This is a genomic window from Meiothermus sp. (genome assembly GCF_026004075.1).
In the GTDB taxonomy this organism is placed as follows: domain Bacteria; phylum Deinococcota; class Deinococci; order Deinococcales; family Thermaceae; genus Meiothermus.
In genome coordinates this window covers 854280-877731 of record NZ_BPIK01000001.1, presented here as the reverse complement: position 1 = coordinate 877731, position 23452 = coordinate 854280, and the positions used below count along the sequence as shown (strand labels likewise).

Below are 23452 nucleotides of genomic sequence, written 5' to 3'. Positions count from 1 at the left end.
CCGTAACTTTATGATGAAGCCTCTGTTTGGCAAAGTCGGCATTTTCGGCATTGGTCTCCTGGGGGGCAGTGTGGCCCTGGGGCTACGTGAACGCTTTTTAGCCGAGGAAATTCACGCCTACGACCCCGACCCTGGAGCCCTCGAGGATGCCCTGGCCCTTCAGGTGGTGGACAGGGTACACGCCTCGCTGGGCAGTTGGGTGGGCGACCTCGAGCTCGGGGTGCTGGCCGCCCCGGTGGGGGTGCTGGTCAGCGAGGGCCGGAAGCTGGCACAGTTTGCTAGCCCACACACCGTTTGGTTCGATGTGGGCAGCGTCAAGCAGCCGGTGGTGGAGGCCCTGACGGGGGTTCTGCCCAACTTTGTGGGCTCCCACCCCATGGCCGGTAGCGAAAAAGCCGGCGTGGAGGCCGCCCACGCCGGTTTGCTGCAGAATGCCGTCTGGGTCATTACCCCAACCACCGGCACTGTCCCGAGTGCCCTCGAGGCCGTGCGCAGCCTGGTGCAGAACCTGGGGGCCTATCCCCTGGAGATGGCCCCCGAGCTGCACGACCGGCTGGTGGCCCGCATCTCGCACCTGCCCTACCTGCTGGCAGTGGGACTGAACCGGCTGGTGGCCCAGGATCCCCACCAGGATCTGCTGATGTTCCTGGCTGCGGGGGGCTTCCGCGACCTGACCCGCGTAGCCTCGGGCTCGCCCCGCATGAGCCGGGACATGGTGGTGGCCAACAAAGAGGCCCTGCGCGCGGCCATCGAAGACCTGCGCGCGGTGATGCTGGAGCTGGAAAACCTGCTCGAGCAACCCGAAGCGTTGCTCGAGGCGGCCCTGGAGGCCAAGCGCACCCGCGACGCGCTGCCCATCGTCAAGCGCAGCCTGCTGCCGGTGATGAACGAACTGGTGGTGCAGGTTCCTGATAAGCCGGGTCAAATTGCCACCGTCTCCACCGCGCTGGGCAACGCCGGGGTCAACATCAAAAACTTCGAGGTGCTGGCCATCCGCGACGAAGGGGGGGCCATCCGCATAGGCTTTGCCACCCCCGAGGAACGCGAGCAGGCCCGCCAGATTTTGCAGGGCATCGGCTATAAGGTGCGCTGAACTAGCCGCAGCCTGCGGTTGGTGTCCCAGATCATCCAACCTATCAGCAAAGGAACTATGGCAAAAAATAGCCATATCTCCCAGCCCAGGCCTTTAGCTGCTCCCAGCGCAACTAAATAAGTGTTCCACTGGAGGTAGCCGAACAAGACGCATAAGTAGCCCGTCAAAAAAGCCAGATAGAAGTCCAGCACACGCACTAACTTATGTCGCAGGTACTCTGGGAGTGACAAAAACCGCTCTTTTTGCGGCAGGTTCAAAATTTCTGGATAGCGAAAGGCCAGCCGCGTGAGGGCAAACACCAGCAGCACAAGACCCGTAGCTACCACGGGAATCCACCAGAATTCCACCCGGTCGGCCCAGCGAGTCACATCTCCGCGCGGGCCAAAATGCCCGGGAATGCGATCGGGCAATCTTGGATAAAGCATAGCAGTAAGCCACCATAGCCCTGCAAGCAGGGCCCCCACCCAGACCCATCCGGCGCGGCTTTTCATCAGGTTTATGTTAGTGCTCGAGCGGAACAAAATCATGAATCACCAGCTCGGCGGGGCAGGCCACCCGTAAAGGCGCGGTGGATAAGCCCAGGCCCCGCGAGATAAAAGCGGGAACCGGGTCGTCTACCCAGCCCCCGGCAAACTTCTGCCCGTACAGCGAGGAGGTAAAGACCGGGCCATACCAGGGCAGCACCACCTGACCCCCGTGGGTGTGGCCGCAGAGCGTAAGGTCAACCGACCTGGGCACCTGGTACAGGTAGTCCGGGTTGTGGCAGATAAGCAGGCAGGCCGAGGAATCCCGATGCCCTTCCAGGGCTTTGGCCACGTCGGGCTCTCCGTGCCACAGGTCTTCCACGCCGGCCAGGTAAAGATCCGTTCTGAGTTGAGTTCCCGCATTGTGAAGAAAATGGATACCCAGCTCTTTGAGGGAGGCCTCGAGGTCACGTGGCGGCACCATCGGCACTTTGGGCGGACTAGCACCCCGGTTCCCGGAAACAGATACCCGTTCTGGGTACTTGGGCTGGTAACCATTAAAACGGTAGTCGTGGTTGCCCCAGACCGCCCAGGCTCCCAGGGGGGCCCGCAGCTTTTGCAACTCGGACAGGGTAGGCAGCACCTGGTGGCTCCGCCCAGAGTCGGTCAGGTCGCCGGTAATCACGATGAGGTCGGGCTCTTGGGCCAGGGTGGCTTCTACCCAGCGCCGGACTGAACCCTGACGTATAAAAAAGCCAATGTGCAGGTCGGAGAGGTGGGCTACCCGTAAAGGAGCCGATAAACCCCGCAGGGGCCGCCGGTAGTGTTGAATGATAAAGTCGTACCCGAGAATCACCCCGCTATCCTAACCGAAAGCAGCATCAGTCTTCTGGCGTAAATTCAAATACCGTCAGCTCGGCCGGGGCATTGACCCGCAGCGGCAGCACCGTCGTACCCAGGCCCCGCGAAACATAACCCGAGACGGGTGCGCCCAGCGCAGGGCTGTACCATCCCCCCAGATAGCGCTCGTGGTATCTCGAGGGCGTCCAGGGGGCCCCGACCCCTGGAAGATACACCTGGCCGCCGTGGGTATGGCCGCTCAAAACCAGGCCGACCGGCAAATCCCTGTAGTAATCCCAGAAATCGGGGTTATGGGCCAAGGCCAGGCTGGCTTTGCCTTTTCGGTAGCCGGCGAGCGAGACTTTGGGATTGGCCTCCTCGGCCCAGTAGTCGTCTACCCCACTCAAAAAAAGATCGTCCCGCGCCCACAGCCCCTGGTTGACCAGCACCGATATGCCGTGCTTTGGTAGGTGTCGGCCCAGGTAGCGCTTGGCCGCTGGCTGGCTATTGTCGTGGTTACCCCAGATGGCATATACCCCCAAGGGGGCCTGTAGCATACCCAGCACTGCCACCAGGTGCTCGAGGTCGGGGGTGATCGCGCGATAAAGTGCTTTGAGCCGATCCAGCCGCATCCCAGACTCGATCAGATCGCCGGTGATGACAATCAGGTCAGGGCGCTCGGCATTGGCCGCCCGCACCCAGGACTGTAGCGTGGTTGCGCGCACCCAGGGGCCATAGTGCAGATCGCTTAGCTGTACCACCCGCAAAGGCTGCTCCAGCCCAGGAAAAACCCTCCTATGCCGGCTAATCCCGAACTGGTAGCTGCTGCCTACGGCCAGCCCAGCCGTACCCAGAAGACCCAGTCCACCCCAGCCAAGTAGGGTCAGGAAGCGCCGCCGGGTCAGCATAGGGGCTCAGTGTACGCCCTAAATTGCACCGAGGGTGTCGTTTTCAAACCGAGCCCGGGCCAAGGGGCACAAAGCGCTACCCTCTGTTTTTCTTTTTCTCTTCGCGCTCGAGTCTTCTGCGTTCGGCGCGGCTCAGGCCGGAGTAGGCTGAGGCTGCTTTTTGCTGACGACGCACCGTAAAGGGATCGCGGCTGGCCTGCGGAGCGGTAGCCTCGGAGCCGCTGTACTCGACCCCCTCGGCCACCGGCGCCGGGGTAGGCTGCTGGTTCACCTCCACCTGCAGGCGGAAGAGGAACTTGGTGACCTCGCTCTTGATGCTGGCGATCATCTCGTTGAAGAAGCGGGTGCCCTCGAGCTTGTACTCCTGGAAGGGGTCGCGCTGGCCGTAGCCGCGCAGGAAGATGCCCTGCTTGAGCACATCCATGCTGTGCAGGTGCTCCTTCCAGGCGTTGTCCACCACCTGCAAGGTCACGAAGCGCTCCACCGCCCGCATGAGGCCGGGGCCCTGGCGGTTGAGTTCGGCCTCGCGGGCCTCGTAGGCGGTGCGGGCAGCCTCAATCAGGCGCTCGATGCCCTCTTCGGCCTTGAGTTTGCGCAGTGCTTCAAAGTCGAAGTCGCCCAGGGCAGGGATGTAGTCTACGAGGCTCGAGCGCAGCCCATCGATATCCCAGTCATCGGGGTGCTGCTGGGGGTTCAGGTAGTTGGAGGCCACCGCATCCACGGTGTCCTCGATCATGGCTAAAGCACCCTCGCGCACTACCTCGTCGCTGCCCAGGAGCACGTTGCGGCGCTGGGCGTATACCACCTCGCGCTGGCGGGCCATCACCTCGTCGAGGCGCAGCAACTGCTTACGGATATCGAAGTTGCGGTCTTCCACCCGCTTCTGGGCCCGCTCGATGGAGCGGGTGACCATCTGGTTTTCGATGGGCTCGGAGTCGTCGAAGCCCATCCGGTCAAGCATGGCGATGATGCGCTCGGAGGCAAAGAGGCGCATTAGGTCGTCGTCGAAGGAGACGTAAAAACGGCTGCTGCCAGGGTCGCCCTGGCGGCCCGAACGACCGCGGAGCTGGTTATCAATGCGGCGCGACTCGTGCCGTTCGGTGCCGATGATGTGCAGACCGCCCAGCTCCTTGACCCGCACCTCGTCGGCGGCGCAGGTATCGCGCAGGCGGCGAATTTCGTCAACGACAGATTGCTTCACGCCGATCTCGGCGGCCAGCTTGAGGGCCCCTTCCTCGTCGCCCTGCACCAGCTTCTTGATGAAAAGCTCCACGCGCCACTCGGCGCGGGGCTCGAAGCCCTCCTTGCGCAAAAGGTCGGCGGCCAGGTACTCGGCGTTGCCCCCCAGCTTGATGTCGGTGCCGCGCCCGGCCATGTTGGTGGAGATGGTGATGGTCTTGCTGCGGCCGGCCTGGGCCACGATCTCGGACTCTTTTTCGTGGTACTTGGCGTTCAGTACCTGGTGGGGAATGCCCTTGCGGATCAGCTCGAGGGTGTGCACGGCTCGCTTCAGGTACTCCCAGGCGGTGCGGATGTTGCCCTTGGGGGGGATGGTGGACTCGTAAGCCTCGAGCTCGCTATCCCGCAGAGAACCGGGGCGCTCGAGGGCCTTCTTCAGGCGATCCCATTCGGAACCGCTCTGCTTCTCGATGGCCTTGGCCAGGGCCTGGGCGCGGGCCTCGAGGCGGGGCAGGTAGTGGCGGGCCTCCTTGAGCATGGCCGAGAGCCGCTCGGATTTTTCTACCGAGATGGTGCCCACCAGCACCGGCTGGCCCTTCTCGTACTTCTCGGCAATCTCCTCCACCACCGCAAAAAACTTGCCCTTCTCCGAGCGGTAGACCACATCGGGGTAATCCTGGCGGATCACCGGGCGGTTGGTGGGGATGCTCACCACGTCCATGGCGTAGATTTCCTGGAACTCTTTCTCCTCGGTCTTGGCGGTGCCGGTCATGCCGGCGGTCTTCTCGAAGAGGCGGAAGAAGTTCTGGTAGGTCACGGTGGCCAGGGTCTGGTTCTCGCGCTCGATTTTCACGCCCTCTTTGGCCTCGATGGCCTGGTGCAGCCCCTCGCCGAAGCGGCGGCCCGGCTGCAAACGGCCCGTAAACTCGTCCACGATGATAACCTGGCCGTCCTGGACGATGTATTCGCGGTCTTTGAAGTAGAGCTCCTTGGCCCGGATGGCCTGGGTCAGCATGTGGGCCAGCTCCATGTGCTCGGTGTTGAAGAGCCCCTCCACCCCCAAAAGCTTCTCGGCCTTGGCGATGCCTTGCAGGGTGAGGTGCACGGCTTTCTGCTTCTCCTCGATGGTGTAGTCGCCGGTGGGTTCGCCCTTGGTGCCTACCGGCGGTTTCTCGCCGCGCTCGAGCTTCTTGGCGATCTCGGCCATGCGGTAGTACATATCGGTGGCCTTCTCGGCGGGGCCGCTGATGATGAGCGGGGTGCGGGCCTCGTCAATCAGGATGGAGTCCACCTCGTCGATGATGGCGTAGTGCAGGGGGGTGTCGTGCCGCAGCACCAGTTGTTCGGGGGCTACCGCCATGTTGTCGCGCAGGTAGTCGAAGCCCAGCTCGCTGTTGGTCACGTAGGTCACGTCGCAAAGGTAGGCCTTGCGGCGTTCCTCGGGGCTCGAGTGGTTCTGCACCACCCCCACCGAGAGGCCCAGCCCCTTGTAGATGGGCCCCATCCACTCGGCGTCGCGCCGGGCCAGGTAGTCGTTGACCGTGACCAGGTGCACCCCTTTACTGGCGATGGCGTTGAGCGCCACGGCCAGGGTGGCGACCAGGGTTTTGCCCTCTCCGGTTTTCATCTCGGCGATCTTGCCCTCGTGCAGCACCGCGCCGCCAATGAGCTGCACGTCGTAGTGGCGCAGGCCCAAAAAGCGCTTGGAGGCCTCGCGGGTGAGGGCAAAGGCCCTGGGCAGCAGTTCATCGAGGCTCGCGCCCTGGGCGTGCTGTTCGCGCAGCTTGGCATACTCAGCAGCCAGGTCTTCAATCTTCGAGACCTCGTCCTCGAGGGCATTGACTGGGGCCACCACCTCTTTCCAGTAGCGGGCCACCTTGCGTTCGTTGTTATCTAACAGTCTATTAATCCAGGCCAACATAACCAAAAGCGATTGTACCCTGCCTGGATGAGAATAGCGCGGTCGCGTATACACTGGGTGTATGCGCGCCCTATTGTGGGTCTTGCTACTCGGCAGTCCGGCCCTGGCCCAGCTCTGTGACCAGCCCTTCGCCCCCGCCCGCCCCGGCTGGGAATGGCAGTACCGGGTGACGGGGGAACGCCCCGGCGCCTACTCGATTCGCAAAACCAGCATTACCGAGAGCAGCTTTGTACAGGTGCGCCAGAGCGCCGGTGGAAAGGAAGAGACCACCTACCGCTGCACCCCGGAGGGCATCGCCCCGGTGGACTTCGGCACCCAGGGGGGTGGCCGGGTAGAAGCCGGGGCTCAGTCAGTGAGCTACGACCTGAAGGTGGTCAAGGTAACGGGCGTGGCCGTCCCCGACTACGACCGCTGGGCGGTGGGCGGTAGCTGGAAGCTGGTGCTGGAGGTACAGGGCACCGGGCAGCAGGGGCCGCTGCGCTTCAACATCAGCGGGACGCTCGAGACCACCTACCGGGTGGTGGCGCAGGAGACCGTTACCACCCCGGCGGGCCGCTTTGTGGCCTACAAGCTGCAAACCACCTTTGCCACCCGCCTGCGCGCCCAAGCCGGCCCTCTGAGCCTCCCCTTCAACTTTGAAAGCCAGGGCACAAGCTGGTATGCCGAAAACGTGGGCCTGGTCAGAAGCATCCAGAAAACCCGCGATGGCGAAAACGTAACCGAGCTGGTGGCCTTGCGCAAGGGCGGTTAGCCAGCGCCCAGGGGCAGGTAGGCCGCCGCCGGAAGGGCCATGGGGTTGTGTAGGTTGCGCGCGTGGGTGCGCCAGGCCGCCAGGGCGATCATGGCCCCGTTGTCGGTGGCGAGGCCCCTGGGGGGGAACATGAGCCGAAGGCCCGCCGCCTGTAACTGGGTTTTTAGCGCGGTGTTCTGCGCCACCCCGCCGGTCACCAGCACGGTCGAAAGGCCGGTGTGCCGGGCAGCCCGGGTCACCACCTGCACGATGTGCTCCACCGCCACCTGCTGAAACCGGGCGGCGATATCGGCGGGCGCGTAGCCTTTCTCCAGGGCCCGGGCCACCGCCGTTTTGAGGCCCGAGAAGCTGAAAGCAAACCCTTCCTGGCCCTGGAGCGGCACGGCCAGCGGCACCTTGCTGGGCTCGCCCTGTCTGGCCAGTCGCTCGATTTCCGGCCCCCCCGGATAGCCCAGGCCCAAAAGCCGCGCAGCCTTGTCGAAAGCCTCACCGGCGGCATCGTCCAGGGTGGCCCCCAGGAGCCTGTAGGTGCCCCACGCGGGCACCTCGAACAGGTGGGTGTGGCCGCCGGAGGCGATCAGGGCCAGGAACGGGGGCTCGACCTCGGGGTGCTCGGCCAGCGCGGCGTAGATGTGGCCCTCGAGGTGGTGCACCGGCACAAAGGGTTTGCCCAGGGCGAAGGCCAGTCCCTTGCCGTAGGTGTAGCCCACCAGCAAGGCCCCGATCAGGCCGGGCCCGCGGGTAGCCGCGATCAGGTCGAGATCGGCGGCCTTCAGGCCAGCCTCGTCCAGGGCTTGTTGCACCAGTCCGTCAATCACCTGGGTGTGTTCCCTCGAGGCCAGCTCGGGCACCACCCCCCCGTAGCGCTGGTGCAGGAGGGTTTGCGAGGCCACCCGGTTCACCACCACCACCCCATCCCGCACCAGGCCCACCCCGGTATCGTCGCAGGAGGTGTCTATGCCCAAAATCCACACAGCCCGATTCTGCCCGCCCAGGCCCCACGGGTCAAGCCACAGACCCAATTGCGGGTTGGGGCCTGTATGGGGGCGGCAGGCTGCGGGTAGTATGGGCCCGTGAGCGACGCTCGAGTTCACTTAACCGCCTTACAAACCGCACTCGCTCAGGTGCTGTTTGGGCAGGAGCAGGTCATCCGCGAGCTGCTGGCAACCGCCGTAGCTGGCGGGCACGCCTTGCTGGAGGGGCTGCCGGGGCTGGGCAAAACCCTGCTGGCCAGGGCCTTTGCCGAGGCCAGCGGGCTTTCGTACCGGAGAATCCAGTTCACCCCCGACCTCCTTCCCGCCGACGTGACCGGAACCGAGATTCTGGAGGATGGGCAGTTTGTTTTCCGACAGGGGCCCCTCTTCGCCCAGGTGGTGCTGGCCGACGAGATCAACCGGGCCACCCCCAAAACCCAGTCGGCGCTGCTGGAGGCCATGCAGGAACGGGGGGTCACGGTGGGTGGAACCCGCTACGCCCTGCCCGAGCCCTTTCTGGTGCTGGCTACACAGAACCCTCTGGAGCTCGAGGGCACCTACCCCCTGCCCGAGGCCCAGCTCGACCGCTTTATGTCCAAGATTACCGTCCAGGCTCCCCCCCGGGCCACCTGGATCCGGATTCTTTCGGAAGAGCCCGTCGCCCCCCAGCCCGTAGAAGGCCTGGACTTGCTAAAAGCCCGTGCCGAGTCCCAGCAGGTGGTGGTGAGCCAGCCCGCCCTCGAGGCCATCGCCAACACCGCCCAGCTCGCCAGCGAGGAAAAACACCTGCGCATGGGCCTATCGCCACGCGGGGCCAAGGCCTGGCTCCATCTGGCTAAAGCCCTGGCCTACCTGGCAGGCCGGGCCCACCTCGAGTGGGACGACCTGCGCAACGCAGCCAGGCCGGCCCTCTCCCACCGGCTGCTCCTGACCGAGGAGGCCCAGTTCGAGGGCCTGCGGGTAGAACAGATTATCCAGGACTTGCTGCGCCGTACGATGCCGAAGTAGAGCCTAGGCGCTCCAGAAGTTTCTTGGGCATCTTGCAGACCATGGTGTAGGCCGGGTCGAAGATGTTGCCCAGATCGTACCGGACGCACTGCCCCATCAGCTGTGAGGCGCTCTGGATGTCCAGGCCGTAGGGGCCGGTAAGCCAGCGCAGCATCTCGCTGGTGGCGTGCTGGACGCACTGGTCGAGGGGGCGGGCATTGCCCACGGTGAAGATGTACGCCGCGTCCTCGCCCCGGGGCCAGCGGATGGCCTGTCCCTTGATGAGATCCACCGAAAATTGCACGTCCATCGAAATTTCAATGCCAGTCCCGGCGATTTCACCATCCCCTTGCAGGGCGTGCCCGTCGCCCAGGAAGAACAGAGCCCCCTCCACCCCTACCGGAAAATAGACCGTGACCCCCTCTTTGAAGCCCCGGTAGTCCATATTGCCCCCGTGCGGCCCCGAAGTGGCGGTGGAGATGGCCTCGCCCCGGCTGGGGGCCACCCCAAAGCAGCCCAGCATGGGCTCGAGGGGCAGCTCGAGCCCCTCCAAACCCCTCACCGGCGAGGCCAGCCGGGCGGTCTGCTTCTCCAGATCTACGTCCCAGTCCAGCCAGCGCTGCGCCCCCTGGGCTTGGGCCAGCCGGGGCACGTCCTCGGGATCCACCACGTTGGCGGTCAGCACCACCCCCGACCAGCCGCGGTGGCGGTTGGGCCTGAGCTTCTCCAGCCGAACCACCAGGGTGTCGCCCACCTCGGCGCCCTCGATGTAAAAAGGCCCGGTCATGGGGTTCCCCCGGGGAGTAACCTGCCGCAGATCCCGATCCTGGCCGGCTGCATCCACGCAGGTGGTTTGCACGGTATCGCCCGGCGCAATGCGCAAGACCGGCGGGTGGGTACCCAGGGTGTGGTGGTAGTGGGTGGGTTCGAAGGTGTGGGTTGGCATAGCGCCCCCAGCATACGCCCAGCCCCACATTTCCTCGAGGTTTGTGGGTAACATATCGCCATGTCGAACCGCTACATCGGTCAACCCATGAAGCGCCAAGAGGACGGCAAGCTGGTGCGGGGCCAGGGGCAGTACCTGGCCGACCTGCCCTCCGAAAACCTGCTGCACCTGGCCCTGGTGCGCAGCCCCTACGCGCACGCCCGGCTGGTCTCGGTGGACACCACCGAGGCCCGAGAGCTCCCCGGTGTGGTGGGGGTATACACCTCGAGCGACCTCCCCGAGCTGTACGCACCGGCCTCGGTACCGCGCGATGCCCAGGGCGCTTTGCACCCACTGCTGGCCCGCGAGCGGGTGCGCTACGCGGGGGAGCCGGTGGTGGCGGTGCTGGCGACCTCCGAGGCCCTGGCCCACGAGGCAGCCCAGCAGGTGTTTGTGGACTACGAGCCACTGCCGGCCTACCCCGAGCCCCTGCAGGCCCAGGCCGCCCCCGCCATCCACCCCCAGCTCCCGAGCAACGTGGCCCTGGCCCGCAAGACCGTTGCGGGCGAGGTAGCCGAGGCCTTCGCCCGCGCCCATACGGTGGTGGGCGGGCGGCTGGTACAGCAGCGGGTGGCCCCCAGCGCCATGGAACCCCGGGGGGTTCTGGCAAGCTGGGACGGCATCCGCGAGGCCCTCACGGTCTGGTCGAGCACCCAGATGCCCCACGACCTGCGCAGCGCGGTAGCCGAGCGGCTGGGCCTGGCCGAGAACCAGGTGCGGGTGATTACCCCCGACGTGGGCGGGGCCTTTGGGGCCAAAATTAACGTTTACCCCGAGGAAATTCTGGTGGCCTACCTGGCCCGTCGCCTGGGGCGGAACGTGCGCTGGGTGGAGGGGCGCAGTGAAAGCTTTGGGGCCACCATCCACGGGCGGGCCCAGGTGGCCGAGCTGGAGATGGCCTTCGACGCCGAGGGAAAAATCCTGGGGCTGCGCGGGCGGGTGGTGGCCGACCTGGGCGCCTACGCCCTCGAGACCACCCTGGGCAACGCCCCCGGCACCATCCTGATGCTGCAGGGCCCCTACGAGATTCCAGCGGTGGAGCTGGAGATGCTGGGGGTGTACACCAACGCCACCCCCACCGGGGCCTACCGGGGGGCCGGGCGGCCCGAGGCCACCTACTACCTCGAACGCCTGATGGACATGGGCGCGCGGGCGCTGGGCCTCGACCCCGCCGAGATCCGCCGCAAAAACTTCATCAGCGGGCCGTTCCCCTACAAAACCCGCACCGGCGCCAAGTACGACTCCGGGGCCTATGGCGAGGTGTTGCAAAAGCTGCTCGAGGTCAGCGACTACCCCCGGCTCAGGGCCCTGCAGGCCGAGGCCAGAAGCCAGGGCCGGCTCTTGGGCATCGGGCTTTGTAGCTATGTGGAGATCACCGGGTATGGCTGGGAGACCGGCGGCGTGCGCATCAACCCCGACGGCAGCGCGGTGATCTTCACCGGCACCTCACCCCACGGCCAGGGCACCCAGAACGCCTTTGTGCAGATCGTGGCCGAGCGGCTGGGCCTGCCCCCCGAGCGCATCAGCGTAGTGCAGGGCGATACCCTGGCGGTTCCCTACGGCATGGGCACCGCCGGCAGCCGCACCCTCTCGGTGGGAGGCTCGGCCGTACTGAAGGCCGCCGACCTGGTGCGCGACAAGGTGGCGCGAATCGCCGCCCACCTCCTGGAGGCCGCCCCCGAGGATATCGAGCTGCTCGAGCAGGGCTGGGGGGTGCGCGGCACCGACAAAGCCGTGCCCCTGGAGCAGGTGATCGCCACCGCCTTCAACCCCCGCAAGCTGCCGCCCGGCCTGGAGCCGGGGCTCGAGGGCCACGCCAGCTTTGCCCTCAGGGAGGCCAACTACCCCTTTGGGGCCCACCTGGCCCTGGTGGAGGTAGACCCCGAGACCGGCCTGGTGCGCATTCTGCGCTACATCGCGGTGGACGACTGCGGGGTGGTGGTCAACCCGCTGCTCTTCGAGGGCCAGCAGCACGGCGGCATCGCCCAGGGCATCGGGCAGGCCCTCTACGAGGGCGTCGTCTACGACGAGGAAGGGCAGAACCGCACCGGCAACTACCTGGAGTACGCCCTGCCCAAAGCCGACCAGATGCCCCCGCTGGAACCCCACCGCCACCAGACCCCCTCCCCCACCAACCCCCTGGGGGTGAAGGGCGTGGGCGAGGCCGGGGCCATCGCCGCCACCCCGGCGGTGGTTAATGCGGTGCTGGACGCGCTGGGCATCGCCCACCTGGACATGCCGCTCACCCCCGAGAAGGTCTGGCGGGCCCTCCGGCGCTAACCCGCTTAGCCTGTTTGGGCGGTCGGTTTCGACAGGCTCCGCCGACCGCCCCCAGGGTGGTGTTTATTTCCCGTGATTTGTAACCTGTCTTGCAATCTTTTATCTTATAGCTAAATATTTTAGGCTTAAAGCAAAAGCGGGGTTACCATGCAGCACACCCAGGGGGCCAACCAGCAAGCGGCGTTAAGGAGGCGGCGGTGAGGATTGTCTGCATCGGCGGCGGGCCGGCGGGGCTCTACTTCGCCCTGCTGATGAAAAAGCAAAACCCCGCCCACCAGATCACGGTGCTCGAGCGCAACCGCCCGGACGACACCTTCGGCTGGGGGGTGGTGTTTTCCGACCAGACCCTGGGCAACCTGGAAAAGGCCGACCACCCCACCTACCTCCAGATCAGCCGGGCTTTTCACCACTGGGACGCGCTCGAGGTGCACTTCAAGGGCCGGGTGATCCGCTCGGAGGGGCACGGCTTTATCGGCATCGGGCGCAAGAAGCTGCTGAACATCCTGCAAGCGCGCTGCCGGGAGCTGGGCGTGAACCTGGTCTTCCAGACCGAGGTCACCGACGACGAGGCTGTGGCCCAGGCCTACCAGGCCGACCTGGTGATCGCCTCCGACGGCATCAACAGCCGCATCCGCAAAAAGTATGAAGCCTCGTACCAGCCCGATATTGAGCTGCGCAAGTGCCGCTTTGTCTGGCTGGGCACCCACCAGCCGTTCCCGGCCTTTACCTTTGCCTTCGAGAAAACCGAGTGGGGCTGGTTTCAGGGCCACGCCTACCAGTTCGACGAGCACACCTCGACCTTCATCGTGGAGACGCCGGAAACGGTCTGGCAGAAGGCCGGCCTGGACAGGATGAGCCAGGAGGAGGGCATCGCCTTTTGCGAGCGGCTTTTTGCCAAGTACCTGGGGGGGCACCGGCTGATCTCCAATGCCGCCCACCTGCGGGGCTCGGCCATCTGGATCCGGTTTCCCCGGGTGGTCTGCCAGAACTGGGTGCACTGGAACGGCCCGGTGCCGGTGGTGCTGATGGGCGACGCCGCCCACAGCGCGCACTTTTCCATTGGCAGCGGCACCAAGCTGGCCCTCGAGGACGCCATCGAGCTGGCCCGCACCATCGAGCGCCTGGGCGATACGCCGGCGCACCTGCCCGAGGTGCTCGAGGCCTACCAGAAAGTGCGGCAGGTGGAGGTGCTCAAACTGCAAAACGCCGCGCGCAACTCCACCGAGTGGTTCGAGAACGTCGAGCGCTATAGCCACTTCGAGGCCGAGCAGTTCGCCTATAGCCTCCTGACCCGCTCCCAGCGCATCTCGCACGAGAACCTGCGCCTGCGCGACCGGCGGTACCTCGAGGGCTACGAGCGCTGGCTGGCGCAGAAATCCGGCCTGCCCCCCAGGCCCATCCCGCCCATGTTCACCCCCTTCCGGCTGCGGGGCCTGACCCTCAAGAACCGGGTGGTGGTCTCGCCCATGGCCATGTATTCGGCCCAGGACGGGCTGGTCAGCGACTTCCACCTGGTGCACCTGGGGGCCAGGGCCCTGGGTGGGGCGGCGGTGGTTTTTACCGAGATGACCGCCCCTTCCCCCGACGGGCGCATCACGCCGGGCTGCGCGGGGCTGTACAGCGAGGAGCATATGCAGGCCTATCGGCGCGTCGTGGACTTTGTGCACCACAACTCCGACGCCAGGATCGCGCTTCAGCTCGGGCACGCCGGGCCGAAGGGCTCGACCCAGGTGGGCTGGGAGGACGAGAGCGAGCCGCTGCCGCAGGGCAACTGGCCGCTGCTGGCCCCCTCCCCCATCCCCTACGGCCCCCACAACCAGATCCCCCGCGCGATGACCCGTGAGGATATGGAGCGGGTCAAAGCTGAGTTTGTGCGGGCCGCCCAGTGGGGGGTGGAGGCCGGTTTCGACTGGCTCGAGCTGCACTGCGCCCACGGCTACCTGCTCTCGGCCTTCATCTGCCCCCTCACCAACCAGCGCACCGACGAGTACGGCGGCAGCCTGGAGAACCGCTGCCGGTACCCCCTCGAGGTCTTCCGGGCCTTGCGTGCGGTCTGGCCGGAGCACCTGCCGATCTCGGTGCGCATCTCCGCCCACGACTGGGCCCCCGGCGGCAACACCCCCGACGACGCGGTAGAGATCGCCCGATTATTCAAGGAGGCCGGCTGCGACCTGATTGACGTCTCCTCGGGGCAGACCACCCGCCAGGCTAGGCCGGTGTACGGGCGCATGTACCAGACCCCCTTCGCCGACCGTATCCGCAACGAGGTGGGCATCGCCACCATGGCGGTCGGGGCCATCTACGAGGCCGACCACGTGAACTCGATCATCGCCGCCGGGCGGGCCGACCTGTGCGCCATCGCCCGGCCCCACCTGGCCGACCCTCACTGGACGCTGAACCAGGCCGCGCGGCTCGGCTACACCGAGATAAGCTGGCCCAAGCAGTACCTATCCGGCAAGGCCCAGCTCGAGCGCAACCTGGCCCGGGCCTCGCTCGAGCGGGCCGAGGAGCTGGCCATCCGATGAAACCGCTGGCGGGCAAGCACGCAGTTGTAACCGGCGGCGGGCGCGGCATCGGGGCCGCGATTGCAACGGCGCTGGCCGGTGCGGGGGCCCGCCTCACCCTGCTGGGGCGCAGCCGGGCGCAGCTGGAGGCCCAGGCCCGCAAACTGGCAACGGAAGTTCACGTGGAAACCTGCGACGTGACCGACCCCGCCCAGGTGCAGCAGGCCTTCGAGGGCGCGTCCCGCGCCCTGGGGAACGTAGACATCCTGGTCAACAACGCCGGCCAGGCCGAGAGCCGGCCCTTCGGCAAAACCGACCTGAGGCTGTGGAGAACCATGATCGAAGTGAACCTCACCGGAACCTTTCTGTGCACCCAGGCGGCCCTGCCGGGCATGCTGGCCGCGGGCTGGGGGCGCATCGTCAACATCGCCAGCACCGCCGGGCTCAGGGGCTACCCCTACGTGAGCGCCTACTGCGCGGCCAAGCACGGGGTGATCGGCCTGACCCGCGCGCTGGCGTTGGAGCTGGCCCGGAAAAACATCACCGTGAATGCGGTCTGCCCCGGCTTCACTCAGACCGAGCTGCTCGAGGCCAGCCTGGCCGCCATCGTGCAGAAGACCGGGCGCAGCCCCGCCGAGGCCCGGGCCGAACTGGTGCGGCACAACCCCCAGGGCCGGCTGGTCGAGCCCGAGGAGGTGGCCCAGGCTGTGCTGTGGCTGTGCATGCCCGGGTCGGCGGCCCTGACCGGGCAGGCCATCGCGGTGGCGGGCGGGGAGGTGATGTAGATGCCGGCGGTCAAGCCCGACCTCGAGACCCGCCTGGCCGAAGACCACCACCAGGCCATCAAGCTGTGGCTGCGCCTGCTCACCTGCACCAACCTGATCACCGGCCAGATTCGCACCCGGCTGCGGGAGCACTTCCAGACCACCCTGCCCCGCTTCGACCTGCTAGCCCAGCTCGAGCGCCACCCCGAGGGCCTCAAGATGAGCGAGCTGTCCAAGCGCATGATGGTGACCACCGGCAACGTCACCGGGATTACCGACCAGCTCGAGGCCGAGGGCCTGGTGCGGCGCGAGCCCGACCCTCAGGATCGGCGGGCCTTCACGGTCAAGCTCACCCCTCTGGGCCGCCAGGTGTTCGCCCGGATGGCTCAGGAGCACGAAGGCTGGGTGATCGAGCTTTTCGAGGGGCTCTCCAGCAGCGAAAAAGAACAGATGTACACGCTTTTGGGCAAACTCAAAACCCACCTCAACGGAAAGGAGGCCCGCCGGTGAAACTGGCAAGCTACCAGGCCCAGCATTTTTTGTGGCAGCTCGAGGAGGCCGTCGCCACCATCACCCTCAACCGTCCCGAGCGCAAAAACCCCCTTACCTTTGAGTCCTACGCTGAGCTGCGCGACCTTTTCCGGGCCTTGCAGTACGCCGAGGATGTGCGGGCGGTGGTGCTCTGCGGGGCCGGGGGCAACTTCTGCTCGGGCGGCGACGTGCACGAGATCATCGGCCCCCTGACCCAGATGCCCATGCCCCGGCTGCTGGCCTTCACCCGCATGACCGGCGACCTGGTCAAGGCCATGCGGGCCTGCCCCCAGCCCATCGTGAGCGCGGTGGATGGGGTGTGCGCCGGGGCCGGGGCCATCCTGGCTATGGCCTCGGATATCCGCTTCGGCACGCCCCAGAGCAAGACCGCCTTTCTATTCAACCGGGTCGGGCTGGCCGGCTGCGATATGGGGGCCTGCGCCATGCTGCCGCGGATTATCGGGCAGGGCCGGGCCGCCGAGCTGCTCTACACGGGCCGGGTGATGATGGGCGAGGAAGGGCTGGCCTGGGGCTTTTTCAACCGGCTGTGCGAGCCCCAGGAGCTGCTCGAGGAGGCCCGCAAGTTTGCCCGAATGCTGGCCCAGGGCCCCACCTTTGCCCACGCCATGACCAAGAAGATGCTGCACCAGGAGTGGAGCATGGGCCTCGACGAAGCCATCGAGGCCGAGGCCCAGGCCCAGGCCCTGTGCATGGCTACCCAGGACTTCCAGCGGGCCTACCGGGCTTTTGTGGCGAAAGAGAAGCCGGTTTTCGAGGGGGACTGATGCGGGATCAAACCCACCTGGACTGGCCCTTCTTTGAGCCCCAGCACCGCGAGCTGGCGCGCGACCTGGAAGCCTGGGCCAGGCATCACCTCGCCGTGCACCCCACGCAAGACACCGACCAGGCCTGCCGCCGGCTCGTCCGGCTGCTGGGCGCGGGGGGCTGGACGCGCTACGCGGTGGGGGGCCAGGCCCACGGGGGGGTGTACGAGCAGATAGACACCCGCGCCGTCTGCCTCATCCGCGAGACCCTGGCCTACCACCAGGGCCTGGCCGACTTCGCCTTTGCTATGCAGGGCCTGGGCTCGGGGGCCATCACCCTGCACGGCAGCCCCGAACAGAAAGCCCGCTACCTGGGCCCGGTAGCCAGGGGCGAGTCCATTGCGGCCTTTGCGCTCTCCGAGCCGGAGGCGGGTTCGGATGTGGGGGCCCTCTGCACCGAGGCGCGGGCCGAGGGCCAGGACTACATCCTGAACGGGCAGAAGACCTGGATCTCCAACGGGGGCATTGCCGATTTTTACGTGGTTTTTGCCCGCGCGCCGGGCAGCCAGGGGGCCAAGGGCATCTCGGCCTTTGTGGTGGAGGCCGGTACGCCGGGGCTCGAGGTCGCCGAGCGCCTCGAGGTCATCGCCCCCCACCCGCTGGCAAGGCTCAGGTTCGAGCACTGCCGGATTCCGGCCCGCCAGCGCCTGGGCGAGGAAGGTCAGGGCTTCAAAATCGCCATGCAGACCCTCGACATCTTCCGCACCTCGGTGGCCGCCGCCGCGCTGGGCTTTGCCCGGCGGGCGCTGGACGAGGCGCTTTTTCGCGCCACCACAAGACCCCTATTCGGCCAGACCCTGGCCGACTTCCAGCTCACCCAGGCCCGCCTGGCCGATATGGCCGTGAAGATTGAGGCCGCTGCCCTGCTCACCTACCGCGCGGCCTGGCTGCGCGACCAGGGCCAGCGGGTTACCCAGGAGGCCGCCATGGCCAAGCTCACCGCCACCGAGTACGCCCAGCAGGTGATAGACGGGGCCGTGCAGCTATGGGGTGGGCTGGGCATTACCCGGGGGCAGGTGGTGGAGTCGCTCTACCGCGAAATTCGCGCCCTGCGCATCTACGAAGGGGCCAGCGAGGTGCAGCAGCTCATCATCGCCCGCGAATTGCTCAAACGCTACAAGGAAACCCAGACCACGAAAGGAGGCACCGGAGATGGGGTACAGCGCCCACATTGACACCTTTGCCCGCGACCATCTACCCCCCAGGTCGGAGTGGCCGGAGCTGGTCTTCAGCCTGCCCGAACTCCAGTATCCCGAGCGGCTCAACTGCGCCAGCGAGCTGCTCGACCGGATGGCGGCCCGGCACCCCGAGCGCCTTTGCCTGCAAGGTGCAGGCCTCCGCTGGAGCTACGCCGAGCTGCTCGAGCAGGCCAACCGCATCGCCCATGTGCTGACCCAGGATATGGGCCTGGTGCCCGGCAACCGGGTGCTGCTGCGCGCCCCCAACCACCCCATGCTGGTGGCGGCCTGGTTTGCGGTGATGAAAGCGGGGGGCATAGCGGTCACCACCATGCCCTTGCTGCGGGCCAAGGAGCTTACCGAAGTAGTGAACAAGGCCCAGGTCTCGCATGCCCTGTGCGACGGGCGGCTGCGGGAGGAGCTCGAGCACGCGCGACCCAACTGCCCCACCCTGCAACAGGTGATCTACTGGGGCGAAGGGGGCAGCCTGGAAGCCCGGATGGCCCATAAACCCACGCACTTCGCCAACGTAGAGACGGCCAGCGACGACACCTGCCTGATCGCCTTCACCTCCGGCACCACCGGCCAGCCCAAGGGCTGCATGCACTTCCACCGCGACGTGCTAGCCATCTGCGACACCTTTGGCAAGCACATCCTGCGGGCCACCCCCGACGACGTGTTCATCGGCAGCCCACCGCTGGCCTTCACCTTTGGGCTGGGGGGGCTGGTGCTTTTCCCCATGCGCATCGGGGCTTCCTCGGTCTTGCTGGAAAAAGCCAGCCCCGATCTTCTGCTCCCGGCCATTGCCGAGTACCGGGCCAGCGTGGTCTTCACCTCCCCCACCGCCTACCGGGCCATGGCCGCCCAGGCCCAAAAGTTCGACCTCGCCTCGCTGCGCAAGTGCGTTTCGGCCGGGGAGCCCCTGCCGGCCTCCACGCGTAAGCTCTGGAAAGAGGCCACCGGCATTGAGCTCATCGACGGCATCGGGGCCACCGAGATGCTGCACATCTTCATCTCCCACACTGAGGAAGAGGCCAGGCCGGGGGCCACCGGCAAGCCCGTTCCGGGCTACCAGGCCTGCGTGCTGGACGAGGCAGGCCAGCCGCTTCCCCCAGGGCAGGTGGGCCGCCTGGCGGTGAAGGGTCCCACCGGCTGCCGCTACCTGGCCGACGAGCGCCAGCGCAACTACGTACAGCACGGCTGGAACATCACCGGGGATGCCTACCTGGTGGACGAGGAGGGCTACTTCGTCTACCAGGCCCGCACCGACGATATGATTGTCTCGGCGGGCTACAACATCGCCGGCCCCGAGGTGGAGGATGCCCTGCTGCTCCACCCGGCGGTGGCTGAGTGCGCGGTGGTGGGGGCCCCCGATCCCGAGCGGGGCCAGATCGTCAAGGCCTACGTGGTGCTGCGGGCCGGTGTAGAGCCTTCGGCGGCGCTGGTGAAGGAGCTACAGGACTTCGTCAAGCAGAAAATTGCCCCCTACAAGTACCCACGGGCCATCGAGTTCCGCGAGAGCCTGCCCCGCACCCAGACCGGTAAACTACAGCGGTATTTGCTGCGCAAGGAAGCAGAACAGAATAGGGTATAGCCATGGAGAAGCTCGAGGATAGCTGGCAAATCCTGCAACCCCCTGGTTGGAAGCCGCCCCGGGGATACGTCAACGGCATCGCGGCCAGAGGGCGCATGGTGTTTTTGGCTGGAATGGTGGGCTGGAATCATCAGGGCGTCTTTGAGTCCGACAACTTTGTTGAACAGGCCCGCCAGGCCTTGCAAAACATTGTAGAAACCCTGGCCCAGGCGGGCGGCCGCCCCGAACACGTGGTGCGGCTCACCTGGTTTATCCTCAGCAAACAGGAATACCTGGCCCAGCTCGACGCCCTGGGCCTGGCCTACCGCGAGGTAATGGGCCGCCACTACCCCGCCATGTCGGTGGTGGAGGTGAGGGCGCTGATCGAAGACCGGGCCCGGGTGGAGATCGAAGCCACCGCCGTGATCCCCGAATAAGGAGACCTATGACCTTAGCCGAGCTGCAAGCCCTCGACCGCACCGACCCCCTGGCCGCCAAACGGGCTGAGTTCCTGCTCCCCGAAGGGGTCATCTACCTCGACGGCAACTCGCTGGGGGCCCTGCCCAAGCGGGTGGTGGCCCGCATGGAACAGGTGGTACAGGCCGAGTGGGGCCAGAGCCTGATCAAGAGCTGGAACCTGCACGGCTGGATTGACCTGCCCCAGCGGGTGGGGGCCAAGATCGCCCGGCTGATTGGGGCCGAGCCCGACGAGGTCATCGCCGCCGACTCGACCTCGGTCAACCTGTTCAAGGTGCTGCTGGCCGCCCTCGAGCTGCGCCCGGGGCGTAGGGTTATCGTTTCGGACATCGACAACTTCCCCACCGACCTCTACATCGCCCAGGGCATCGCCGAGCTTCGGGGCGGGTACGAGCTGCGCTTTGTAAAGAAAGACCAGCTCGAGGACGCTCTCGACGAGCAGACCGCGGTGCTCCTGCTAACCGAGGTGGACTACCGCACCGGCTACCTCTACGACATGGCCCGGCTCACCGGGCTGGCCCAGCAGAAAGGGGCCCTGACCATCTGGGATCTGGCCCACAGCGCGGGGGCCCTTCCGGTACAGCTCAACCGGCACGGGGTGGATTTTGCCGTGGGTTGCGGCTACAAGTACCTCAACGGTGGCCCGGGCGCACCGGCTTTTCTGTTCGTGGCCCGGCGACACCAGGGGGCTACCCGGCCTTTCCTGACCGGCTGGATGGGGCACAAAGCTCCCTTCGCTTTTGTACCCAAGTACCAGCCCGCCCTGGATATCCGGCGCCTGACGGTGGGGACGCCCGGCGTGCTCTCGATGAGCGCGCTGGAGGCAGCGCTCGAGGTTTTCGAGGGCGTGGACATGGAGCAGGTGCGGCAAAAGTCGCTCCAGCTTACCGACCTCTTCATCGAGCTGATGGAGCCGCTGGCCGCCCGTTATGGCTTCCAGCTCGCCACACCGCGCGAACACCACCGCCGAGGCAGCCAGGTGGCCTACCGGCACCCTGAGGGCTACGCCATTATGCAGGCCCTAATCAGCCAGGGCGTGATCGGCGACTTCCGCGCCCCCGACATTATGCGCTTTGGCTTCACCCCACTGTACCTGCGCTACGAGGATGTCTACCACGCGGTGCAAAGGCTGGCCCAGGTCATGCAGAGCGGGCTGTGGCAGGAGGCGCGCTTCCAGGAAAGGGCCAAGGTGACCTGATGAAAGACCCGACCTACCAAGCTGCCCACACCGATTTCCGCCACGACCTCTCGTATGGCGACTACCTGCACCTGGAAGAAGTTCTGGCGGCCCAGCAGCCCCTTACCGAGGCCCGCGACGAGATGCTCTTCATCGTGATCCACCAGGTACAGGAGCTGTGGATGAAGCTGATCATCCACGAGCTGCAAAGCGCCATGGGCCTTCTGGCGCAGGGCGTCATTGACCCCGCCCTCAAGATGCTGACCCGGGTCTGCCGCGCCCAGGAGCAGATGAGCTCGAGCTGGGAGGTGCTCAAGACCATGACCCCTGCCGACTACCTCGAGTTCCGCTCGGCCTTTGGCCGGGCCTCGGGGTTTCAGTCGTACCAGTACCGCCTGATCGAGTTCCTGCTGGGCAACAAAGAACCCTTCATGATGAAACCCCACCAGCACAAACCCGCGCAGTACCAGCATCTGGAAGAGGCCCTGAAGTCTCCCAGCCTCTACGACCTGGCCTTGCGCCTGGTGGCGGCTCGAGGCCTGGCAGTTCCCGCCGAGGTGCTGGAACGCGACTACAGCCAGCCTTACCAGCCCAGCGAGGCCATCCGCAATGCCTGGCTGCAAATCTACCGCCAGACCGCCCTCTACTGGGATCTGTACTACCTGGCCGAAAAACTGCTGGACGTGGAGGACAACTTCCGCCGCTGGCGCTTCAACCACCTGACCACAGTGGAGCGCATCATCGGCTACAAGCAGGGCACCGGCGGCACCGCTGGGGTTCCTTATCTCAAGCGGGCGCTGGACATCGTACTCTTCCCCGAGTTATGGCAGGTGCGCACCGCGCTCTAGCTCGAGCGCAGGAAAGGAGGAAGGATGAAAAAAGCAGTTTGGCTGATGGTTTTCCTGGGGTTGATGGGTTTTTCTCTCGCGCTGGCCCAGCCCCGCACGGTCAAGGTTGGCTTCGTAAGCACCCTCTCGGGCGGTGGGGCAGCCCTGGGGATTGACGTTCGCGACGGCTTCAACCTGGCCCTGCGCCACCTCAACAACCAGCTCGGGGGCCTGCCGGTCGAGGTTATCGTGGCCGACGACCAGCAGAACCCCGACGTGGCCCGCCAGGCCGTGGATCGTATGCTCAAGCGCGACCGGGTCGACTTCCTCACCGGCATCATCTTTTCCAACATCCTGCTCGCAGTAGGCGACGCCATCTTCGAGGAAAAGGTCTTCTACATTAGCCCCAACGCCGGCCCCTCGGAGTACGCCGGGGAGCAGTGCAGCCCCTACTTTGTGAACGTGGCCTGGCAAAACGACAACCTGCACGAGGCCATGGGCCAGTACGTGCAGACCCGCCGCTTCGAGAACGTGTTCTTGCTGGCGCCCAACTACCCCGCCGGGCGCGACGCCCTGACCGGCTTCAAGCGCTACTTCAAGGGCCGGGTGGTGGCCGAGGTCTACCACCGGCTCAACCAGCTCGATTTCTCGGCGGAAATCGCGCAGATTCGCGCTGCGCGCCCCAAAGCCGTGTATGCCTTTGAGCCGGGGGCCATGGGCGTCAACTTCATCAAGCAGTACGCCGAGGCCGGGCTGCTGCGGGAAATTCCCCTCTTCCTGCCGGGCTTCTCGGCCGATGCCGACGTCATCCGGGCAGTGGGCCGGGGCATGGTGGGCATCTACAACAGCTCGCAGTGGACCCTGGAACTCAACAACCCCATCAACCAGCGCTTCGTGGAGGACTTCCGCAAAACCTATAACCGCATCCCCACCCTCTACGCCTCGCAGGGCTACGACACTGCGCTCCTGCTGGATGCCGCCATCAAGGCTGTGGGGGGCGACCTGAGCAAGAAAGACGAGCTGCGCAAGGCCATGCTGGCCGGCTTCAACAGCACTCGCGGCCCAATCCGCTTCAGCCCCAACGGCTACCCCATCCAGAACTACTACCTGCGCCAGGTAATCCAGCAGCCGGGCGGGGAGATTGTGAACCGCCAGGTGGGCACCATCTTCACCAACCACCGCGACGCCTACGTAGACAGGTGCAAGCTGAGATAG

At 65.9% G+C, this 23452-nt stretch carries 20 protein-coding genes; 14 read left to right on the top strand and 6 right to left on the bottom strand.

Translation table 11 applies throughout. The features are described from left to right. Positions 1–13: 13 nt before the first annotated feature. The gene (locus tag Q0X18_RS04250) at positions 14–1093 is read left to right on the top strand and encodes a prephenate dehydrogenase/arogenate dehydrogenase family protein (RefSeq protein WP_297562974.1); all 1080 of its coding nucleotides are present in this window, start codon (positions 14–16) and stop codon (positions 1091–1093) included. Here Q0X18_RS04250 and Q0X18_RS04245 read toward each other — a convergent pair. The 4 genes from Q0X18_RS04245 to secA form a co-directional block, all read right to left on the bottom strand. Beyond that, positions 1078–1584: a DUF1648 domain-containing protein gene (locus Q0X18_RS04245; protein WP_297559021.1), complete on the bottom strand. Its 507-nt coding sequence runs from the start codon at positions 1582–1584 to the stop codon at positions 1078–1080. The genes Q0X18_RS04250 and Q0X18_RS04245 overlap by 16 nt on opposite strands. A gap of 10 nt (positions 1585–1594) precedes the next feature. Beyond that, positions 1595–2413 carry a metallophosphoesterase gene (locus Q0X18_RS04240; protein ID WP_297559019.1) on the bottom strand — a complete coding sequence of 273 codons (819 nt, stop codon included), beginning with the start codon at positions 2411–2413 and terminating at the stop codon, positions 1595–1597. A 25-nt stretch (positions 2414–2438) separates the two neighbouring features. Continuing rightward, a complete protein-coding gene (locus Q0X18_RS04235) occupies positions 2439–3305 on the bottom strand; it encodes a metallophosphoesterase (protein WP_297559016.1) in 867 nt (288 codons plus the stop codon). Between the two features lie 76 nt (positions 3306–3381). Continuing rightward, positions 3382–6405: a preprotein translocase subunit SecA gene (gene secA, locus Q0X18_RS04230; protein WP_297559013.1), complete on the bottom strand. Its 3024-nt coding sequence runs from the start codon at positions 6403–6405 to the stop codon at positions 3382–3384. Between the two features lie 61 nt (positions 6406–6466). Between secA and Q0X18_RS04225 the strand changes: the two genes are divergently transcribed. Beyond that, positions 6467–7156, top strand: coding sequence for a hypothetical protein (locus tag Q0X18_RS04225; protein WP_297559010.1), 690 nt, complete (start codon positions 6467–6469; stop codon positions 7154–7156). Here the strand turns inward: Q0X18_RS04225 and tsaD are convergent. After that, positions 7153–8130, bottom strand: a complete 978-nt coding sequence (tsaD, locus tag Q0X18_RS04220) for a tRNA (adenosine(37)-N6)-threonylcarbamoyltransferase complex transferase subunit TsaD (RefSeq protein ID WP_297559007.1) — start codon at positions 8128–8130, stop codon at positions 7153–7155. The genes Q0X18_RS04225 and tsaD overlap by 4 nt on opposite strands. A 99-nt stretch (positions 8131–8229) precedes the next feature. On the opposite strand from tsaD, the gene Q0X18_RS04215 reads away from it, so the two are divergent. Further along, entirely contained in the window at positions 8230–9138 is a 909-nt protein-coding gene (locus Q0X18_RS04215; RefSeq protein ID WP_297559004.1) for a MoxR family ATPase, read from the top strand. Here Q0X18_RS04215 and Q0X18_RS04210 read toward each other — a convergent pair. Next, positions 9101–10063, bottom strand: coding sequence for an acetamidase/formamidase family protein (locus Q0X18_RS04210; RefSeq protein ID WP_297559002.1), 963 nt, complete (start codon positions 10061–10063; stop codon positions 9101–9103). The two genes, Q0X18_RS04215 and Q0X18_RS04210, sit on opposite strands and share 38 nt — an antisense overlap. A gap of 60 nt (positions 10064–10123) precedes the next feature. Here Q0X18_RS04210 and Q0X18_RS04205 point away from each other — a divergent pair, with 60 nt between their 5' ends. The 11 genes from Q0X18_RS04205 to Q0X18_RS04155 all read left to right on the top strand — a co-directional run bounded on the left by Q0X18_RS04205 (position 10124) and on the right by Q0X18_RS04155 (position 23452). Then, complete coding sequence (locus Q0X18_RS04205) at positions 10124–12382, top strand: xanthine dehydrogenase family protein molybdopterin-binding subunit (protein ID WP_297558999.1); 2259 nt, start codon at positions 10124–10126, stop codon at positions 12380–12382. Positions 12383–12579: 197 nt separating this feature from the next. Further along, positions 12580–14907, top strand: coding sequence for a bifunctional salicylyl-CoA 5-hydroxylase/oxidoreductase (locus Q0X18_RS04200; protein ID WP_297558996.1), 2328 nt, complete (start codon positions 12580–12582; stop codon positions 14905–14907). After that, positions 14904–15671 carry an SDR family NAD(P)-dependent oxidoreductase gene (locus tag Q0X18_RS04195; RefSeq protein WP_297558988.1) on the top strand — a complete coding sequence of 256 codons (768 nt, stop codon included), beginning with the start codon at positions 14904–14906 and terminating at the stop codon, positions 15669–15671. The genes Q0X18_RS04200 and Q0X18_RS04195 overlap by 4 nt, the downstream gene beginning before the upstream one ends. Then, positions 15672–16160, top strand: coding sequence for a MarR family winged helix-turn-helix transcriptional regulator (locus Q0X18_RS04190; protein ID WP_013014365.1), 489 nt, complete (start codon positions 15672–15674; stop codon positions 16158–16160). It begins immediately after the preceding gene. Then, the gene (locus tag Q0X18_RS04185; protein WP_297558985.1) at positions 16157–16966 is read left to right on the top strand and encodes an enoyl-CoA hydratase family protein; all 810 of its coding nucleotides are present in this window, start codon (positions 16157–16159) and stop codon (positions 16964–16966) included. Before Q0X18_RS04190 ends, Q0X18_RS04185 begins: the two co-directional genes overlap by 4 nt. Further along, the gene (locus tag Q0X18_RS04180; protein WP_297558982.1) at positions 16966–18180 is read left to right on the top strand and encodes an acyl-CoA dehydrogenase family protein; all 1215 of its coding nucleotides are present in this window, start codon (positions 16966–16968) and stop codon (positions 18178–18180) included. Before Q0X18_RS04185 ends, Q0X18_RS04180 begins: the two co-directional genes overlap by 1 nt. Beyond that, the gene (locus Q0X18_RS04175; RefSeq protein WP_297558978.1) at positions 18158–19777 is read left to right on the top strand and encodes an AMP-binding protein; all 1620 of its coding nucleotides are present in this window, start codon (positions 18158–18160) and stop codon (positions 19775–19777) included. The genes Q0X18_RS04180 and Q0X18_RS04175 overlap by 23 nt, the downstream gene beginning before the upstream one ends. Before the next feature lie 2 nt (positions 19778–19779). After that, the gene (locus Q0X18_RS04170) at positions 19780–20193 is read left to right on the top strand and encodes a RidA family protein (protein ID WP_297558969.1); all 414 of its coding nucleotides are present in this window, start codon (positions 19780–19782) and stop codon (positions 20191–20193) included. Between the two features lie 8 nt (positions 20194–20201). Beyond that, complete coding sequence (kynU, locus tag Q0X18_RS04165; RefSeq protein ID WP_297558965.1) at positions 20202–21431, top strand: kynureninase; 1230 nt, start codon at positions 20202–20204, stop codon at positions 21429–21431. Beyond that, positions 21431–22258, top strand: a complete 828-nt coding sequence (gene kynA, locus Q0X18_RS04160) for a tryptophan 2,3-dioxygenase (protein ID WP_297558962.1) — start codon at positions 21431–21433, stop codon at positions 22256–22258. The genes kynU and kynA overlap by 1 nt, the downstream gene beginning before the upstream one ends. A gap of 24 nt (positions 22259–22282) precedes the next feature. Further along, on the top strand, positions 22283–23452 hold the full coding sequence (locus Q0X18_RS04155; protein WP_297558959.1) for an ABC transporter substrate-binding protein: 1170 nt from the start codon (positions 22283–22285) through the stop codon (positions 23450–23452).

Bases quoted from the DNA above. Each gene is read 5' to 3' on its own strand.
- Q0X18_RS04210 (WP_297559002.1), bottom strand. From the start codon at position 10,063: ATGCCAACCCACACCTTCGAACCCACCCACTACCACCACACCCTGGGT.
- Q0X18_RS04205 (WP_297558999.1), top strand. From the start codon at position 10,124: ATGTCGAACCGCTACATCGGTCAACCCATGAAGCGCCAAGAGGACGGC.
- Q0X18_RS04195 (WP_297558988.1), top strand. From the start codon at position 14,904: ATGAAACCGCTGGCGGGCAAGCACGCAGTTGTAACCGGCGGCGGGCGC.
- Q0X18_RS04225 (WP_297559010.1), top strand. From the start codon at position 6,467: ATGCGCGCCCTATTGTGGGTCTTGCTACTCGGCAGTCCGGCCCTGGCC.
- Q0X18_RS04170 (WP_297558969.1), top strand. From the start codon at position 19,780: ATGGAGAAGCTCGAGGATAGCTGGCAAATCCTGCAACCCCCTGGTTGG.
- Q0X18_RS04190 (WP_013014365.1), top strand. From the start codon at position 15,672: ATGCCGGCGGTCAAGCCCGACCTCGAGACCCGCCTGGCCGAAGACCAC.
- Q0X18_RS04155 (WP_297558959.1), top strand. From the start codon at position 22,283: ATGAAAAAAGCAGTTTGGCTGATGGTTTTCCTGGGGTTGATGGGTTTT.
- Q0X18_RS04180 (WP_297558982.1), top strand. From the start codon at position 16,966: ATGCGGGATCAAACCCACCTGGACTGGCCCTTCTTTGAGCCCCAGCAC.
- Q0X18_RS04175 (WP_297558978.1), top strand. From the start codon at position 18,158: ATGGGGTACAGCGCCCACATTGACACCTTTGCCCGCGACCATCTACCC.
- Q0X18_RS04245 (WP_297559021.1), bottom strand. From the start codon at position 1,584: ATGAAAAGCCGCGCCGGATGGGTCTGGGTGGGGGCCCTGCTTGCAGGG.
- Q0X18_RS04235 (WP_297559016.1), bottom strand. From the start codon at position 3,305: ATGCTGACCCGGCGGCGCTTCCTGACCCTACTTGGCTGGGGTGGACTG.
- secA (WP_297559013.1), bottom strand. From the start codon at position 6,405: ATGTTGGCCTGGATTAATAGACTGTTAGATAACAACGAACGCAAGGTG.
- kynA (WP_297558962.1), top strand. From the start codon at position 21,431: ATGAAAGACCCGACCTACCAAGCTGCCCACACCGATTTCCGCCACGAC.
- kynU (WP_297558965.1), top strand. From the start codon at position 20,202: ATGACCTTAGCCGAGCTGCAAGCCCTCGACCGCACCGACCCCCTGGCC.
- Q0X18_RS04250 (WP_297562974.1), top strand. From the start codon at position 14: ATGAAGCCTCTGTTTGGCAAAGTCGGCATTTTCGGCATTGGTCTCCTG.